Source organism: uncultured Xanthomarina sp. (assembly GCF_963971605.1).
Taxonomy (GTDB): domain Bacteria; phylum Bacteroidota; class Bacteroidia; order Flavobacteriales; family Flavobacteriaceae; genus Xanthomarina; species Xanthomarina gelatinilytica.
This window is the reverse complement of sequence record NZ_CAXATZ010000011.1, coordinates 61,634-79,247: the sequence shown is the minus strand read 5'-3', so window position 1 is coordinate 79,247 and position 17,614 is coordinate 61,634. Positions and strand designations below refer to the sequence as shown.

Annotated in this window: 17 protein-coding genes; 5 read left to right on the top strand and 12 right to left on the bottom strand. The window is 35.9% G+C overall.

From position 1 onward, the window contains the following. From AACY93_RS06415 to nadD, 3 genes are all read left to right on the top strand, one after another. The coding region (locus AACY93_RS06415; protein WP_287005745.1) for a DUF1732 domain-containing protein at positions 1 to 550 on the top strand (550 nt) is incomplete at its 5' end. A 45-nt stretch (positions 551 to 595) separates the two neighbouring features. Beyond that, the gene (gmk, locus tag AACY93_RS06410) at positions 596 to 1,192 is read left to right on the top strand and encodes a guanylate kinase (RefSeq protein WP_286852974.1); all 597 of its coding nucleotides are present in this window, start codon (positions 596 to 598) and stop codon (positions 1,190 to 1,192) included. 3 nt (positions 1,193 to 1,195) lie between these two features. Next, positions 1,196 to 1,774 (top strand): nicotinate (nicotinamide) nucleotide adenylyltransferase, encoded by a 579-nt coding sequence (nadD, locus tag AACY93_RS06405; RefSeq protein ID WP_286852975.1) that lies wholly within the window; start codon positions 1,196 to 1,198, stop codon positions 1,772 to 1,774. 49 nt (positions 1,775 to 1,823) lie between these two features. Here the strand turns inward: nadD and AACY93_RS06400 are convergent, their stop codons facing one another. From AACY93_RS06400 to AACY93_RS06360, 9 genes are all read right to left on the bottom strand, one after another. Continuing rightward, a complete protein-coding gene (locus AACY93_RS06400) occupies positions 1,824 to 4,019 on the bottom strand; it encodes a T9SS type A sorting domain-containing protein (protein ID WP_286852977.1) in 2,196 nt (731 codons plus the stop codon). Between the two features lie 109 nt (positions 4,020 to 4,128). After that, a complete protein-coding gene (locus AACY93_RS06395) occupies positions 4,129 to 4,995 on the bottom strand; it encodes a cupin-like domain-containing protein (protein ID WP_040491393.1) in 867 nt (288 codons plus the stop codon). Between the two features lie 39 nt (positions 4,996 to 5,034). Next, positions 5,035 to 6,129, bottom strand: a complete 1,095-nt coding sequence (gene bioB, locus AACY93_RS06390) for a biotin synthase BioB (protein WP_286852978.1) — start codon at positions 6,127 to 6,129, stop codon at positions 5,035 to 5,037. Positions 6,130 to 6,161: 32 nt separating this feature from the next. Beyond that, positions 6,162 to 7,115: an alpha/beta hydrolase gene (locus tag AACY93_RS06385; protein WP_286852979.1), complete on the bottom strand. Its 954-nt coding sequence runs from the start codon at positions 7,113 to 7,115 to the stop codon at positions 6,162 to 6,164. Positions 7,116 to 7,142: 27 nt separating this feature from the next. Next, positions 7,143 to 8,291 (bottom strand): beta-ketoacyl synthase N-terminal-like domain-containing protein, encoded by a 1,149-nt coding sequence (locus AACY93_RS06380; protein ID WP_287005741.1) that lies wholly within the window; start codon positions 8,289 to 8,291, stop codon positions 7,143 to 7,145. A 282-nt stretch (positions 8,292 to 8,573) separates the two neighbouring features. Then, positions 8,574 to 9,839 (bottom strand): adenosylmethionine--8-amino-7-oxononanoate transaminase, encoded by a 1,266-nt coding sequence (bioA, locus tag AACY93_RS06375; RefSeq protein ID WP_286852981.1) that lies wholly within the window; start codon positions 9,837 to 9,839, stop codon positions 8,574 to 8,576. A 138-nt stretch (positions 9,840 to 9,977) separates the two neighbouring features. Next, on the bottom strand, positions 9,978 to 10,586 hold the full coding sequence (gene bioD / locus AACY93_RS06370) for a dethiobiotin synthase (protein ID WP_286852982.1): 609 nt from the start codon (positions 10,584 to 10,586) through the stop codon (positions 9,978 to 9,980). Between the two features lie 112 nt (positions 10,587 to 10,698). Further along, positions 10,699 to 11,112, bottom strand: coding sequence for a DUF2007 domain-containing protein (locus AACY93_RS06365; protein ID WP_286852983.1), 414 nt, complete (start codon positions 11,110 to 11,112; stop codon positions 10,699 to 10,701). Beyond that, positions 11,109 to 12,269: an 8-amino-7-oxononanoate synthase gene (locus AACY93_RS06360; RefSeq protein WP_286852984.1), complete on the bottom strand. Its 1,161-nt coding sequence runs from the start codon at positions 12,267 to 12,269 to the stop codon at positions 11,109 to 11,111. The genes AACY93_RS06365 and AACY93_RS06360 overlap by 4 nt, the downstream gene beginning before the upstream one ends. A 98-nt stretch (positions 12,270 to 12,367) precedes the next feature. Between AACY93_RS06360 and AACY93_RS06355 the strand changes: the two genes are divergently transcribed. Next, on the top strand, positions 12,368 to 14,155 hold the full coding sequence (locus tag AACY93_RS06355; protein ID WP_286852985.1) for a PDZ domain-containing protein: 1,788 nt from the start codon (positions 12,368 to 12,370) through the stop codon (positions 14,153 to 14,155). Between the two features lie 78 nt (positions 14,156 to 14,233). Here the strand turns inward: AACY93_RS06355 and AACY93_RS06350 are convergent, their stop codons facing one another. From AACY93_RS06350 to AACY93_RS06340, 3 genes are all read right to left on the bottom strand, one after another. Continuing rightward, positions 14,234 to 14,728, bottom strand: a complete 495-nt coding sequence (locus AACY93_RS06350; RefSeq protein ID WP_286853165.1) for a DUF6646 family protein — start codon at positions 14,726 to 14,728, stop codon at positions 14,234 to 14,236. 143 nt (positions 14,729 to 14,871) lie between these two features. Then, a complete protein-coding gene (lysM, locus tag AACY93_RS06345; RefSeq protein ID WP_007647026.1) occupies positions 14,872 to 15,369 on the bottom strand; it encodes a peptidoglycan-binding protein LysM in 498 nt (165 codons plus the stop codon). A gap of 166 nt (positions 15,370 to 15,535) precedes the next feature. Further along, positions 15,536 to 16,471, bottom strand: a complete 936-nt coding sequence (locus AACY93_RS06340; RefSeq protein WP_286852986.1) for a nicotinic acid mononucleotide adenyltransferase — start codon at positions 16,469 to 16,471, stop codon at positions 15,536 to 15,538. A gap of 131 nt (positions 16,472 to 16,602) precedes the next feature. Here AACY93_RS06340 and AACY93_RS06335 point away from each other — a divergent pair, with 131 nt between their 5' ends. After that, complete coding sequence (locus AACY93_RS06335; RefSeq protein WP_286852987.1) at positions 16,603 to 17,604, top strand: NAD(P)H-dependent glycerol-3-phosphate dehydrogenase; 1,002 nt, start codon at positions 16,603 to 16,605, stop codon at positions 17,602 to 17,604. Positions 17,605 to 17,614: the final 10 nt, after the last annotated feature.

Below are 17,614 nucleotides of genomic sequence, written 5' to 3'. Positions count from 1 at the left end.
AAAAATGGCTGTTCGATTTCCTGATGCCCTAAATACAGAAAGGGACGATATTGATGAAGATGAATGGCAAGCTATTTTAAATGAAATAAATGTGGCTTTAAATAATATTGACATCTATAGATTGGACGAAGGTAAAGCGCTTGAAGCAGATTTTAGAATTCGTTTAAAAAATATTGAAACCTTATTGGAACAAGTTATTGCCATGGATCCCGAGCGTATAGAAGGTGTCCGGGAACGCTTACGTAAAGGTGTTGAAGAGTTGAAAGAAAAAGTGGATGAAAACCGATTTGAACAAGAACTGGTATTTTACATTGAAAAATTTGATATCACCGAAGAAAAAGTACGTCTAAAAAACCATCTGGATTATTTTAATGCTGCTTTGAGTTCAGACGATTCCAATGGAAAAAAACTAGGTTTTATAGGTCAGGAAATTGGTAGGGAAATAAATACCATTGGCTCTAAAAGCAACTATGCTCCTATGCAAAAACTTGTGGTACAAATGAAAGATGAACTAGAGAAAATAAAAGAACAGCTTTTAAATGTGTTGTAGATTTAAAGTTTAAAGTTCAAAGTTCAAAAATTTAAAAAATTATTCGTGACAAACAAACATGCACACAAAGGCAAGCTCATTGTATTTTCTGCTCCTTCAGGCTCTGGAAAAACAACCATTGTGAGACACCTTTTAAAACAAGACCACTTAAACTTGGAATTTTCAATTTCTGCCACTTCCAGAGAAAAAAGAGGCAATGAGGTACATGGAAAAGACTATTATTTTTTATCTGCTTCAGAGTTTAAAACAAAAATTAAAAACGAGGAATTCCTGGAATGGGAAGAGGTTTACAGAGATAACTTTTATGGTACTTTAAAAACCGAAGTGGAACGTATTTGGGCAAAAGGCAAACATGTTATTTTTGATATTGATGTGTCTGGTGGTTTGCGTATTAAACGAAAATTCCCAGAAGAAACTCTAGCGGTTTTTGTTAAACCACCAAGTATAGACGAGCTTAAAATAAGATTGAAAAAACGCCAAACCGAAAGTGCAGATAAAATCAATATGCGCATTGCCAAAGCGTCTGCCGAACTTGCTACTGCTCCTTTATTTGATGTTATTATAGAAAATGATAACCTAGAAAAAGCTTTACAGGAAGCCGAGACTTTGGTGGATAATTTTTTACATAACAAAACGCTTTAAAAAATGAAAATAGGACTGTTTTTTGGTTCTTTTAACCCTATTCACGTTGGACATTTGATTATTGCCAATCATTTGGTGGAACACAGCGATTTAGACAAAGTCTGGTTTGTGGTGACACCTCATAATCCATTTAAAAAGAAAAGTACCTTACTTGACAATTACCAACGCCTGGAAATGGTTTACAGAGCTACCAAAGATTATGATTCCTTAAGTCCTAGCGATATAGAATTTAACTTACCTCAACCCAATTACACCATAAATACCTTAGCCTATTTGGAAGAAAAATTTCCAGATTACAAATTTAGCTTGATTATGGGCGAAGACAATTTAAAGAGTTTTCACAAGTGGAAAAATTACAAACTTATCCTGGAACAGTACCATATTTACACATATCCTCGTCTGTCTGAAGGGACTGTAGAAACTCAATTTAAAGGTCACGAAAAAATACATCACATTCAAGCTCCCATCATGGAACTTTCATCTACATTTATAAGAAAATCCATTAAAGCTGGTAAAAATGTAAAGCCTATGCTACCAGAACATGTATGGGAATATTTGGATGAAATGAATTTCTATAAATAAAAGCGCAGCCAATTGGCTGCGCTTTTAAATAACATTACTCTTATAAACACTAAAAGCGTTTTAACATCTTTTTGGTAACCACTACCTCATTATCCATAGTTGCCTTAGCTATATATGTTGCTTTATGTAAGGCTGGCAAACTATAGGTGGCGGAATTTTCAAAACCATCCAAAACATAAACTTTTCGACCCTGTACATCATAAATTTCAAGGCTTTTTACAGAATGCATATTAGAGGTTTTAAATGTGAATTCATTATTTCCAAGCTCAATAATACTTAACTGGTTTTTCAATTCCAGAGAATGTATAGATAGGGTGTTTTCTTGAAAAACAATCTCAAAACGATCATTAAATTCTCCAACTGAAGAAGTAAATACATAATCTGAATTTGTAAGGTTATGTGTTATATTCTGATAGTTGTCCTTTAAATAAACCGTATTGTTATGTAAAAAATCACCTTCATATTTAGCCAACGTAAAGGTATATAATGTAGCTTCGTCTATTGAGGTATAAAAGCCAAGAGGAATCACCTCTTCTAAGGTCAGGCTGCTTTCTGCTTTTCCTTGAATGGCGTATATTTTTTCAGTTTCATTTTCAATAAAGGTATAAATTATGGCAGCAGCATCTGTGGATAAATTTCTTGGTGTATCATAGGAAAGTCCATCATTCCCGTTAGAAGCTCCTTGAACATAAGCCATAAGCACTTGGTTAAATGCACCATTATCAGATGACAAGCTTACCCAGAGTTTATTGGCTTGATTTTCAGTTCTAAAAAATTGGGAATTACTTGTGTTATCTGCCACTCTCATGCTATTATTAAAAACCACATCATCGTTTGTTAAACCTTGCACAAAAAAGCCTTGTCCAGAAGGAATATACCTATTGGGAATGATTGGTTTTCCTCCAGCTATTTCTCCACTTCCAGAATTAATGATTGCGTAATCATCACTATTAAAATTATAAACTTCGTTTCCATTATTTGTGGCATCTGGCAAAGAAGCATGAGACCAGAAATAAATGGAACCAGCTATTACAGAGCTATTCTCGGCAAAAAAGGCATCCACATCAATGGCACCAGGATATGGATTCCCAATAAAATTCCAATCGCTGTCACCATTATCTCCATTATAGTAAATGGGTGTTGTAATGGTTCCTGTGTTTAAAGGTCCATCAAAATTATGATCGTAAGTATTCCCTGAGACAAATCCAGCAGACTTTTGTGTGGCAGCGTACCCAACACCAGGAATCAAAACATCGGTTCCAGCAAGATTGGTCCAATCGTCACCATTATCATCCACATCGTCATGCCCTGGAACATAGGTGTTCCCATTGTCTGTTTCCATTAATACATCCAAATAATTTTGGGCATTAAACCAATATCTTCTATTGGAATTTGCAAATGCTTGGTTTGCCGTAGTGTTGCTTACCGGAGAGCTCCAATAGGTATAGTCGTACCAATTTACTAACTGGGAGGTTGTTTTATTTACCGTTGATAGTCCTCCAGGTTTCAAAGTAAATACTCCAGAGTCTTCCACTTGAACAAAAGCGCCTTGGGTTTCTACAATTATTTGTCCATCCACAATAACGTCTGTTTTTACTTTAACAAAGGTATTGTTATCAACTGTTAAGGTTTTACCTGCATCAATATTCAGGCTCCAAGCCAATAAGTCGGAATTTGAGGAAGTTTCATAATTCCCAGATAAAGTAACAATGGTTTCAAGGTTTGGGATGCCATTGCTCCAGGTGCTACCATTCCATATGGTTTCCTTTCTGGAAACCTCTCCTTCAACATTGATAATTTCATCCACCTGATTACTGAATTGCTGCCTGGTGTCTGCTGGATCTGGAGCAAAGATGTGTATGGTTCCAGAATGAATTCCTACAGGCATACTGGATTTCAATCTTATATATACATCTACTGGACCCAAATCTATTATGGTATTAGGTATGATGAGCATGTTGGTAAAATTGTTATTAGCCTCTAAAGACACTTCATAACCTAAAGAAGCATTAATGGTATAAGATCTCTCTAAAGCCAACACATCGTTAATTTGAAACGATTGAGCTGCAGATGGTCCAGAGCCGTGAATATAATTAAAACCTGAAAGGCTAGTTGGAAAAAAATAGAACACAACACTTGGGATTGTGTGTGTGTGTGGATTGGTGTCTAAATGTGTCTTGCCAAGCCCAAAAAAAGGTAGGCATAAAACACCAATAAAGATAAGTGTGAGTAATTTTGTTTTCATAAGTAGGTTTTTTAATTGGGATATTTAACAACAAGTTAAATTTTAAAATCTAAAAAAGGTCTAAACAACAGTGTTTTTCGATGAAATGCAATAAATTGAAAGTGTTTTTTTACTTTCCAATTTGTTTTGTAGTCCTAATCACAGCCTGTTCATTCTTCCATTCAATCCATTTTTGGCCTTTTATACGTCTCATGGCATTATCAAAGTAACGCATCACCAAAATATTGTATATGGCTTTACTTAAATTAAATGGGTTTCTAGGAATGGCTCTCAAGCTCAACGAGAAACCTGTGGTTACATATTTCATATAATGCCAGTAACCTTCAGGCATGTACAGCATATCTCCATGTTTTAAAGTAGTTTTAAAACCTGTTGCCTGTTTTAAAGCAGGCCATTTTTCAAGATCTGGATTTGAGAAATCAATATCTTCCCTTGTTATTAAGGAATGAGGGATTTTATATAAAAATTTGTTTTGCTTTTGGTCGAAAAGAATAATGTCTTTTTCTCCTTCAAAATGAACATGGAAAATATTTGCCAAGTCTATATCATAATGCATGAAGGTGTAGGAATCTTTTCCTCCAAAAAAGAGCATTGGGAGTTTTTTTAATAGTTTTAACCCTAAATCTGGATAGTTAAAATCGTTTTGTAGCTGTGGTACTTCTTTTAATATGTTCCAGAGAAAAATACGGTATTTGGTAGAACCGTTTTGAAGCAACTTTATGTAATCCTTTAAAGGCATTTTTGCATGAGCCTCGTTAAAACCATCTTTGCAGGATACATGTCTATCGTCGTACAAAGGAACGGTTTTGTCTCCTGCTATGTCTTTAAAATAATTGAGGTTCCATTTGGAAAAAGCTGGCCAATCTTCAATAAATTGCTCTATAACCACAGGCTTTTGCGGTTTAAAGTAACGCTTTAAAAAATCTTCTTTAGAGATAGATTTTTCACGTGGAATATCTTGAAGATTCAATTTCAACATCTATTATTTAAGAGGTTAAAAAACAAATACCATACATTACTTGAGAGTTTTTGCCTTTTCTTTAGCAATTTCGTTGCGTTCTATTTTATGGTCTGGCCTGGTCCATCTTGGTTTTTCACCCAGGGCTTGATATTGCGAGTCTGAAGCCTCAACTGTTTGGGGTTGTACTTTTTTGGTGAACGGTTTTTGAGGGTTCATTCCTAAAAGCTCAAACATTTTCATGTCTTCATTCACATCGGGATTTGGCGTAGTCAACAACTTATCTCCTGCAAAAATGGAGTTTGCTCCAGCAAAGAAACACATAGCTTGACCTTCCCGACTCATTTGAGTTCTTCCAGCACTTAAACGCACTTGTGTTTCTGGCATGACAATTCTTGTTGTTGCAACCATTCGTATCATGTCCCAAATCTCAACGGGTTTTTCATCTTCCAAAGGTGTACCTTCCACTGCAACCAAAGCATTTATAGGTGTGGATTCTGGTTGCGGATTTAAAGTGGATAAAGCCACAAGCATACCTGCTCTGTCTTCTACAGATTCTCCCATACCAATAATTCCTCCAGAACAAACCGTTACATTGGTTTTACGAACATTCTCTATGGTATCTAACCTATCTTGATAACCACGTGTGGAAATCACTTCTTTATAGTATTCTTCCGATGAGTCCAAATTATGATTGTAAGCGTATAAACCAGCTTCGGCCAGACGCTTGGCTTGGTTTTCGGTTACCATTCCCAAGGTACAGCATACTTCCATATCCAGTTTATTAATGGTTCTTACCATTTCCAAAACTTGGTCAAACTCTTCACCATCTTTTACGTTTCTCCATGCTGCTCCCATACATACTCTGGAACTTCCCGTTTCTTTAGCACGTAAGGCTTGTGCTTTTACTTGTTGAACAGTCATTAAATCGTTGCCCTCTATGTTGGTGTGGTAACGTGCAGCTTGAGGACAGTAGCCACAATCTTCTGAGCAGCCTCCTGTTTTAATGGAAAGCAAGGTGGACACCTGAACCACATTGGGATCATGATGTAAACGATGTATGGTTGCTGCTTCGTAAAGCAGTTCCATCATAGGTTTGTTATATATCTCTAAAATCTGTTCTTTGGTCCAGTTGTGTCTTATTTTACTCATGTTGTTAGTTTCAAGTATGGTTCAAAAATAACTTATTTTATATTGAAAAAACTCTCAAAAAGCTCATAAAATTTTTCTGGTTCTTCCAAATACGGATTGTGAGCACTTTGCTCAAACATTACAAACTGTGCTTGTGGCATAAAGGTTTTGTACTGCACAGCAAACTCTGGAGTGGAAACACCATCGTATCTGCCTGCTATAATTAAGGTTTTTGCTTTAACATCTTTTAATTGTTGCCTGTAATCTTGGTTGATCATACTTCCAGATACATCAAAATCGCCATCCCGACCAATAATTTCCACATACACATCATTAGCCCAACCTCTATAGTTTCCCTTTGGCACGTTTTGTTTTAAGCTGGTATTGTGGTAATAAATATATTTGGTTGGAAAATTGCCATAAACCGTTTTTAACGGTTCTTGACTGGACACATAGCCCAGAGCACGAAGGGAATCGACTTGTTTCCATTTTTCGGGGAAATGGGTTTTAGCATAATGATTGTAGCTATCGCAATTGGCTTGCCACATGGCTCCAGAATGAAAACCATTAATCAAGACCATTTTATCCACTTGTTCTGGATATTTTATAGCATAGGCCTGAGCAGGAACCGTTCCGTAGGAATGCCCAACCAATGAGATTTTAGTATAACCAAGAACCTGTCTTAGTTTTTCAATAAGTGCTACATCGTTTTCAACGGAATATTCTGAGACATCTTTGGCATCATCACTTTTTCCCCTTCCCAAGAAATCGAAAAAAACCACGGTATTGGTTTTATAGTATTGTCCGAAATTCCCTTGCATATAATCGTGGGAATTTCCCGGTCCTCCTGGTAAAAAGAAAATAGGATCGCCTTCGCCCAAGACTTCTACATTGATGTTATAACCATCAATTTCATAAAATTTGGATTCGAATTTTTCGAAAATGTTTGGATCGACTTGCGAAAAACCCAAAACGGGTAAACAAAGAAAAAAGAACAAATGTTTCATAAGTAAGATTTATAAAGGTAAATATAACTATTTCGTTAATAACACAGATACAGCATTACCACCAAAACCAACTGCATTTATTAAAACATGCTTTATTTTTTTTGGTGTTTCTTGCTCTAAATATGGTATGGAAATAAACTCTTGATGTTGTAACATGCCTAAAGCCATCTCCAAATTTAGCATGCCACTGGTTCCCAAGCTATGACCTAATTTCCACTTATTACAGGTTAAAGCTGGATGTTTATCGCCAAACACTTTTTTAATAGCAGTGAATTCTGCCAGGTCTCCTTTAATGGTTCCTGGTGTGTGGGTTACAATTACATCTACTTGGTTGGGATCAAGGTTTCCTAAAGCCATGTTCATGGAACGTTGGAAGCAGATGGCCTCAGTGGAAAGAGAAACGCTATGTTCCAAGATTTCAGTGGCAAAACCTATTCCAATAATTTTTGCCAAGGCATTGGGTGTATGACCTTGCTCCAAACAAGTCATGGAGGCAGCTTCACTCAAAATCATGGTATTTTGTTTTTTATTTAAATTTAAAGCTTGACAAGGGTAAAGTTCTTCACTTTGTTCCGAATGGCAATAAATTTTAAGCGCTTGCATTTGAGCGATGGTGAATTGGGTTAAAGGTGCCTCGCTTCCTCCAACCAAAAACTTGTTACACATACCAGAATGTATCCAGGCAATGCCATTCAATAATCCATGTAATGCTGTAGAACAGGTAATGGAATGTGAAATTTCGGGGCCTTGAGTTTGTAAATCGTGAGCTACCCATGAAGAAATATTGCCCAAAGTTGTTGTTGGCGAACTTAAGGGTTTTACTTTGTCTTTTTTAAGAAAAAACTCAAAATGACTTTCAAAAAGTGCCGTTGCTCCTCTTGAAGAGCCAATATTGACTCCAAAGTTATCGGTTGTTTGCCAACCTGCTTGTTTTACGGCTTGTCTTGCGGGGTAAAGAGCAAACAAAACGGTATCATCCAAAGCTTTGTACTTGCTATCTGAAGCTCTAAGTTTTTTGATTTCCTTTTTTAACTCCTCTGGGAGTTCTGCAACTAAATTTTTATGTTTGGTAGAAAAATAATGCTGTTTATTTTTATAAGCTTGCCAAATATCTTCAGGGGTTTTCCCTAAAGGTGATAGACTTGATAAGCTGGTTATGGAAATAGGTTGAATCATTATATTGTCATGTTAAACTTCTGCCTGTTAACAGACAGTGTTTTCAGCATCTCATTTTTTTATTGATATTTTAATGTTTTTAAAGTTGGATGTAACTTTCCAATTAAATTTAATTTCCACTCTTTATGCCAATTCTTCAATTGCTTTTCCCTTGCAATTGTTTGATTAATATTGGTGATTCCTTCATTTATTTAATATGTAATTGTAACTTATTTGCATACCAAATATATGACACTGAAACGAGTTAAGTGGAGGTTTCATTTTTCCATGAACCTTGCAAATTTAAACTATTGACAAGGCTTCTTCAATGGTTTGATAGACTTTTTCCAATTGCGCATTTGAAATTACATAAGGCGCTTGAATGTATATGGTATTTCCCAATGGACGAAGGAAAACACCCTGTTCCATAAAAAATTGAAACAGTTTGTCCCTTAAATTACCATACCTGGACATTTCAGTATTTAAATCCAGAGCAAAAATAACGCCTCTCTGTCTGGTAGATTTTACTTTGGGATGTTGTTTTATACGTAAATTAAAAGCTTCGTGTGAAGCAGTAATTCGTTTGATGTTCTTTTGCATGTCTTCTGATTGCAACAACTCCAGGCCTGCCAAAGCAGCTGTACAGGCTAATGGATTTGCAGAATAAGTGTGTCCGTGAAATAAGCCTTTGCCAATATCATCGCTATAAAAAGCATCATAAACACCTTGCGAACAAGATGTGATGGCCATAGGCAATAAACCAGCAGTTAAAGCTTTGCTTAAACACATAATGTCTGGCTTGATTTCCATATAGTCTGAAGCAAAGTGTTTTCCAGTTTTACCAAAACCAGTCATCACTTCATCAGCTACTGTTACAATGTTGTTCTCTTTGCAAAATTTCAATATTAGCTCTAAGCCTTCACCGTCGTGCATTTTCATAGCAGCAGCTCCTTGAACCAAAGGTTCGTAAACAAAGCCTGCTACTTTATGGTTTTTTATAATGTTACGAAGAGAGTTTATTATGGTGTCATGATTGGTTCCATTGGGTGTAGGGATTCGTTTCACATTTAAAAAAAACTCCTCAAAAGGACCGTTGTAAACCGATAATCCAGACACACTCATGGCACCAAAGGTATCACCATGAAAGCCATCTTCAAAAGCAATTAAGGTGTTACATGTTTTTCCTTGGTTAAAATGAAATTGCAAAGCCATTTTAATACCTATTTCAACTGAGGTGGATCCATTGTCACTAAAAAACAATTTGTTTTGATTTTTTGGTAAAACCTGGATTAAAGCTTCCGATAGTTTAACTGCTGGCTCATGTGTAAACCCACTAAATACTACCTGATCCAACTGCTGCATTTGTGCAGAAACCCGATTGGTAATATACTCGTTACAATGTCCGTACATGCAGGTGTACCAAGATGCAATGGCATCTAAATATTCCTTGCCATCTTCGTCTGTTAACACGCAACCTTTGGCTTTGGATATGGCAATGGCTTCTGGATGCAATTTGTGTTGCGTTAATGGATGCCAAAGATGTTTTTTATCCCGTTCTTTTAGTGTCATAAGCGTTATGCTGAACTGGTGTCAGCATCTCATAATTTTGGTTTGTTCTTTTAAAGTTTTTTACAGTTATCCTCCAGAATGTCCAACAACTAATTTCTTACTGTTTTGTAAAACTGATACCAATTAGTATGACAAAAATTACAGATTATCTTTAAACCTTTCTGCATATTCCAAAACCACATTCTTATCAAAGTAAGGCTCCTCGTCTATTCTTCCTATAATTGGAACTTTTGTCATTTTTTTGATGATGGCTTCGGTTGTTTTATGTTCGTTTCCACTGAAAATAAGGGACACCTGAAAGCCTTTTTCTTTCAACAGATTTACTGTTAACAGTGTGTGATTGATGCTTCCTAAATAATGTCTGGAAACCACAATAACATGGTATTCTGGTTTTATAAGGTTTAAAATGGTTTGTGTATTATTTATTGGTACCAGCAAGCCTCCAGCGCTTTCAATAACCAGGTGGTTCTTGGTTTTTGGTGCTATAATGTCTTTTAAAGTTATGGAAACACCTTCTATTTCTGCTGCTGCATGAGGACTCATGGGTGTTTTTAATGCAAAGCTGTTTGGGTGGAATTTAGACTTTTTATTGGACACCAAGCGTTCCACCTTATGAGTGTCTGAATGATCCAATTCCCCAGCTTGAATGGGTTTCCAATAATCGGCTTGAAGGGCTTCCACTAAAATGGCCGAAGCCATAGTTTTACCAACTTCTGTTGAGATTCCCGTTACAAAATAGGTTTTCATGAGTTTATAATTGTTTCATGTATTAATCTTTATTGTTTTTTAATTGTCATAAGGAACACCCAATTAACATTCTGCTTCAAGCTTAATAATTAAAACCCTGATCATGTGAGTTTTATTTTAAATCGAATTCGGTTTGGCAAGCTTCACATCGATACTTGTGTCTGGTATAAAATGGAAGCCCTGAAAACAGGACTCCAAAAATAAACCATATTAATGATTTGGCATCTTTAATTGTAGAAAAGAGTTCTATTTTTTGGCTTTTGCAATGGGGACAGTTTATGGAGTTTCCTTCGTCGTCCATGGAATATGTTCTGATGGATTCCAAAATGTTTATTGCTTCTTCACTTTGATATGAATACACTTTTAACTTGACACCTCCTATAGCATTGCTTATTAATGGATCTGTATCTATGGTTACATGATCGGAAAGAAACACTTCAATCCCTTCAGCTTCCAAACGTCCTTTTATGATTTGTGCTTCAGAAGAATACTGAAACCTAGCAATGGTTTTAAATGTCTCTGTCATATATTTAAAAGTTTGGCTAAAAGCTGGATGACTTCCTTAATTTCTGTTTCAGAATTAAAACTATGCAAACAAAAACGTAATCGTTCTTTTCCTTTTGGAACAGTTGGTGACAGAATGGGTTTCACATCAAATCCTTTTTTTATAAGCTGATTTGAGATGGCTTTAACGTTTTCGTTACCTAAAATCAAACAACTCTGTATGGCTGATTGACTCTCTATAAAATGATTTTGCAAGTTGTTTTTTAAGATTTCCTCTTTAAACAAGGTAATATTCTCTTTTAGTTTGGAGATTTCATGCGTTTTTGGCAACTCGATGTAAACCGATTTGATTGTCATTAAGGAGTGAGGTGGTAGTGCTGTGGTATAGATAAAGGGTCTTGCAAAATTTATTAAGTATTGGGTTAAAGCTTTACTTCCCAAAATAGCTGCTCCATGACTTCCCAAGGCTTTTCCAAAGGTGATGATTCTTGCAAAAACTTCATTTTCCAAACCCAATTCCTGAAGCAACCCTTCGCCATTTTTACCAAAAACACCTGTAGCATGGGCTTCATCTATAACAAGATAGGCTTGGTGTTGTTTGCTTATGTGAATTAAAGAAGCAATATCAGGAGCGTCGCCATCCATGGAAAAAACAGATTCGGTAACCACGTAAATTACTGATGGATTATGCTGAACTCCTGCCTTGTCTGTAGATAAGCGTTTTAGCATCTCATCCAGATGCTTTAAATCGTTATGCCTATATTTATAGGATTTTGCATGGCTCATGCCAATTCCATCCCTTATGGATGCGTGAATGTATTCATCGTATAAAATAATGTCACCACGTTGAGGGACTGAAGCAAAAAAACCTAAATTGGCATTGTATCCTGAATTAAAAATCAAAGCAGATTCTGAATGGTGGAATTCGGAAATGGTGTTTTCTACCTCTTGATATAATTTATAATTTCCAGACAGTAAACGGGAGCCAGTAGCGCCATTTCTGGCAAGGTTACTGGTTTCCAAATAACGATGTGTCATGTCGAAAATCTCCTTCAAGTTTGAAAACCCTAAATAATCGTTGGAAGAAAAATCTATCAAATGATGTTGTGTGCCCAATGTGCGCAACATGTTATGGGTTTTACGCTCATTTATTTTGTCTTGAAGTTTTTTAGGGAACATACCTCAAAGATACGAAAGACCTATAATGTTTTAAAAACCTTGCTGGTCTATTTTCGGAAGTAAAAAACATCGTATCTTACAGCCTTAAATTTACTTCCATGCAAAAATTTCAATTACTCTTAATAATATTCCTTTTTTCAATATTGGTAAAAGCCCAAGTATCCTCAAGTTATGTTATTTCATTTGAAAATGCTGTACATCACGAAGCTAGTATTCAAGCCACTTTTACAGATTTACAATCGGATAAGGTGGTCTTTAGAATGGCAAGGTCGTCTCCAGGGCGTTATGCCATTCATGAATTTGCCAAAAACGTTTACAATGTAAAAGTTACCGACAGCCAAGGAAAGGTCTTGGAAACCACACGCCCAAATCCGTATGTTTGGAATGTCTCGGGACACGATGGTACCATTCGTGTAAGGTATACCTTGTTTGCAAATCATGGCGATGGCACCTATGCACAAGTAGATGAAACACATGCGCACTTAAACATGCCTGCTACTTTTATGTATGTGCCTGAGTTGTCGGAAAACGAAATGCAAGTGACTTTTAAGGTTCGGGAAGATTTAAACTGGAAGGTTGCTACACAATTAAAACATTTGGAAGGCACTACCTACCATGCAAAAAACTTGCAGTATTTTATGGACAGCCCTACAGAAATTGCCAACTATAGCATGCGTTCTTTTCAAGTAGAAGACCAAACCATTACATTGGTACTTCATGACGATGCAGCCTCAGAAGCAGACATCAACACGTATTTTAATTACATAAAAAAGGTAGTTCTACAACAAAAAGCTGTTTTTGGTGAGTTGCCAACTTACGATTATGGCGAATATACTTTTTTAGCTTGTTATATGCCTAATGCCAATGGAGATGGTATGGAACATAGAAATTCCACTTATGTAGTGAGCACACGTAGTTTGGCAAATGGAGGCATAGACCAAAATATTGGAACCGTTTCGCATGAGTTCTTTCACTGTTGGAATGTGGAACGTATTCGTCCTAAAACCTTGGAACCATTTAATTTTGAAGAAGCCAACATGAGTGGTGAACTTTGGTTTGCAGAAGGTTTTACAAGCTATTACGACGATTTAACCTTATGTCGGGCAGGAGTTATCTCGCAAGCTAAATACATTACTGGTTTAACAGGTACTTTTAATTATGTATGGGATTCTCCTGGTCGCAATTATTTCAATCCAATTGAAATGAGCTATCAAGCGCCTTTTGTGGATGCAGCCAAATCGGTTGATGAAACCAATAGGGAAAATACTTTTATTTCTTATTATTCTTATGGAAGTATGTTGGGCCTGGCTTTGGATTTGTCCTTAAGGGAAAAAAACCTAAACCTGGACGATTATATGAAGCTGGTTTGGCATACCTATGGTAAAACCCAAACCTACTATACTATAGACAAGCTAAACCAGACTTTAAATGAGTATGCAGGAAAAGACTTTGGGAACAGGTTTTTTAACAATTATATTTACAACTCTGAGATGCCAGATTTTAAACAGCTTTTCAAAACGGTTGGTGTTTTACTAAGCCAAGACACCACAAAAGTAGCTTTTGGTGCCTTTGTAAGACATGGCAAAATAATGAGCAACCCCAAAAATAACTCTACTGCTTATAAGGCTGGGCTTCAAAAAGGAGATAAACTTTTAAAGATTGGCAACACAGAGCTAACTGAAGACACAAACCTAAAAGACTTACTAAATACCTATAAAGTGAATGATAAAGTTGAGGTGGTTTTTGAACGTTTTGGAAAAACCAAAACCACTAAGTTAACGCTTTTGGCCGATACCTCTTATACCATTTCTTTAGTGGAGGCAGATAAAAAACCATTGGATAAAAAACTAAAAGCCAATAGAGAAAACTGGTTGGGCAAGAAATAGGAAGATTAACAAAAAATGCCTTAAAACTATAATTGGTTCTAAGGCATTTAAAATCTCTTTTACATTTAGGTTTTGCTTTTAATTCAAATTAAAAACAGCACCAACATTAAAGGTAAACTGATTGTTTAATTTTTCAGCATAGGTTAAGTCGTCGTTATTGTATTTTGCAATAGGGAAAGTTGCTTCCGTAAACAGTCCGAAACCTTTGGAGAAGAAATATCTTGCTCCTACGTGACCACCAAAATTCTTTAAACTAAAATGGATACCAGGATATAAATCAAAATTTTCATCAATGTTTAAAACGCTTCCAATGTTGGCATTAAAACGTGCTTTTACGTCAAAACGATCCTCAAAACCAGCATCAGTAACACTTGCAACCCCTAAGGCGTACGAAGATACCACACCTATGGAAAAATTCTCGCCCAAGCCATAATCGTAACTCATATAAAGTCCGGTTGCATGTTCTTGAAAACTAGCTCCAATTTGCATTTTTTGATCTCCAGATCCAGTAAAAGCTTGTCCGTTTACTAAATATGCTGAGAACAGACAGGCTATCATCATTATTTTTTTCATCATTCGTGTTTTATTGTTTTTATTATTGAAGCAGCAAATATAAGCCTTAAGTTTTAAATACATTTCTTCGATCTGTTTTTTAATTCGCATAAAAAAACGCCAACTTCTTAAAGCTGACGTTTTTACTATTGTATCATAAAATTTTAATCCAAAGCAGGAATACGCAATACTTGTCCAGGATATATTAAATCTGGGTTTTTAAGCATGGGCTTGTTAGCTTCAAAAATAACAGGATATTTCATGGCATTTCCATAATATTTTTTAGCTATTTTTCCTAAGGTATCACCACTCACCACAGTATGAAACTGCGCTTCTGGTTCTGGGTTTTCAACCGTCATCTGGTCGTCTACAGTAGCTATTCCATTAGAATTCCCAACTACCAAAACCACTTTTTCTTTGGTCGCTTGGTCGTAAGCTGCTCCAGTAATGGTAGCTTTGTCGTCCAAAATATGAATGTTTAGGTTTTTAACTTCCAATTGTAAATCATTAACGGTTTCCATGAGGTTATTGGCTGCTGCCTTTTCTGAGTTCAGTTTGGCTTCGGCTGCATCTGCTGCTTTATCTGCAGCTTCTTCGGCACGTGTTTTTCCTATTCCAAAAACTTTGGCTCCTGCATCTTTAATAAATGAAAATAATCCCATAATCTGTTGTGTTTTAAGTGTTTTTAAATATTTATATAAAGTTCAATAATTTCTTTTAAAAATCCTATTATTTTGATGGCAAACCCAATAAAAAAAGAAACTGTTTGAGGTTTTTAGGCTCTAAACAGTTTCTTTACCAACTAACTTAACTAACCAAATCTTATATTTATACTCTAGTGTTTTCTCTAGGGTTTTCTTTTCTTTCGTTTTTAAACTTACGCATTTTAGGACTTTCTGTTTTCTTACCTTCTGCTGTTTTCATATACTGGATATAGCCTCTTCCTGCAAACTCGTAAGTAGTTCCGGAAGCAGTGTGAAACAATCTAATTAATGCATCGTTTTCAACACTTAGCTCAAAAAATTCGCTTCCATAGTAATCATAATTTAGGCTTAAGGTTTTTAAATACATGTTTCCAGAGACATTGTTCACTCCATATACTCCTGTATAATCCCAATAAATATTATCTGGATTGCCAACACCTACATCTTGGGAGCTTCTAAATTCTGAGTCGTTGCCTCCTGCCAAAAATTGCAGGTAATTCTCGTTGTCAAACTCGTTGATATCTCCTGTTGGACTTGTATATACTTTTTCCCAGGCTTCATACTCCTGCAAGAAGTAATGGATGTTATCGTAAAACACATAATCATAATCGAATGTTGCACGTTGATAGCCTCTTAAAAAATATGAGGTATCGTTGTACGGATTATACAATTCTATGGTATTGGTGTTTATTTGGTAAACATCGAAGGTTTCGTATCCATCAATAACATGGTATACATCCAGGATGTTATTATAAGCATCGTAATTGCCTACTGGAATACCAAAACCGTTTCCTTGACTGCCAAAACCCACCAAATTGTTATTGGCGTATAATGTTCCGTTTCTAAAGGATACCGTAAATGCTATTTGCAGAAAAGGCGTTTGACCATACCCAATGGTTTCGTTAATATCTACATACCACAACTCGTAAGAACCCAATAACTGATTTAAGGATATGGAAGGTGGTGGATTGTAATTGTTTATATAATCATCATCTGTGTAACAGGATGTGAATAAGCTTGCTATTATGGCAAATCCTAAAAGTAGTTTTAACGTTTTCATAAGCCTTCATTTTTTAGTTCTGTTGTCAAACAATTCAAAACACGTGCCAAAAATTTTTAGGCTTTCATTTTAAACCCTTTAAAAGAGGTAATTTTTATGTATTTTTGATTCTTGTAAATTTGAGAACAAATATGGAAAAGCCATTAAAATATGCCGTTTTTGGTTCAGGGAGTTGGGCAACAGCCATAGTAAAAATGTTGTGCGAAAATTTAGATGAAGTAGGTTGGTATATGCGCAGCGTGTACACCAAGGAGCACTTAATCAAGGAGCAACACAACCCAAGTTATTTAAGTTCGGTAGAATTTAAAATAGAGCAGTTAAAGTTAAGCAACGATATTAACGAAATGGCAGCTTATGCCGATGTGTTGATTTTTGTTATTCCCTCTGCTTTTATGTATTCTGAATTGGAAAAACTAACGGTTGATGTGTCTGAAAAAACCATAGTTTCTGCCGTAAAAGGAATTATTCCAGAGTCTGGCTTGCTGGTAGGTGAGCATTTTCATGATATTTACAACATTCCTTTAAAAAATATAGCTGTTATTGCTGGGCCTTGTCATGCTGAAGAAGTAGCCTTGGAGCGTTTGTCTTATTTAACCATTTCTTGCGCAGATGCCAAAAAAGCACAGGACATTGCCGATAAACTATCCAGTAATTATATTAAAACAAAAATTAGCGACGATGTTATTGGTACTGAATATGCTGTGATGCTTAAAAACATTTATGCCATTGCAGCTGGAATAGCCCATGGCTTGGGTTATGGCGATAATTTCCAAAGTGTTTTAATGAGCAATGCCATTAGGGAAATGAAACGCTTTATAAAGAAAACTCACAAAATGAAGCGTAACATTAACAACTCGGCTTATCTAGGCGATTTGTTGGTGACGGGTTATTCATTATTTTCCCGAAACCGTATGTTTGGGAACATGATCGGGAAAGGTTATACCGTAAAATCTGCACAAATGGAAATGAGCATGGTTGCCGAAGGCTATTATGCCACCAAAAGTGCTTATTTAATAAACGAAAAGAGCAAAAAGAAAACCCGTTTGCCCATTATCAAAGCAGTATATGCCATATTATATGAAGATAAAGACCCAAAAATAACATTTAGGAAGTTGGCTGATAAGTTGGATTAACTCCAAGCTA